Origin of the sequence: Pseudomonas sp. HY2-MNA-CIBAN-0224, assembly GCF_040310285.1 — a bacterium.
GTDB lineage: Bacteria > Pseudomonadota > Gammaproteobacteria > Pseudomonadales > Pseudomonadaceae > Aquipseudomonas > Aquipseudomonas helleri.
This window is the reverse complement of sequence record NZ_JBEOPQ010000900.1, coordinates 1-237: the sequence shown is the minus strand read 5'-3', so window position 1 is coordinate 237 and position 237 is coordinate 1. Positions and strand designations below refer to the sequence as shown.

Annotated in this window: 1 protein-coding gene; it reads left to right on the top strand. The window is 38.8% G+C overall.

Annotation, left to right across the window (positions count from 1 at the left end; genetic code table 11):
• The coding region (gene fliS, locus AAEZ03_RS28840; protein ID WP_350583423.1) for a flagellar export chaperone FliS at positions 1–237 on the top strand (237 nt) is incomplete at both ends.

Genomic DNA, 237 nt, shown 5'->3' with positions numbered 1-237 from the left:
ATATGCCATTCAGCAGAAAAGTCATGCGCAAAAAGGAGAAAATATCGGTAAAGCAATTAGTATTATTGCTGGACTGAGTGGTAGCTTAGATATGGATGCTGGCACCGAAATATCTGCTAATCTAGACTCACTTTATGAATATATGTTGAGACGATTATCTGAGGCTAATGTGGCTAATGATGTGGATATGCTCGAAGAGGTTTCTGCTTTACTCAGAACAATTAAAGAAGGCTGGGA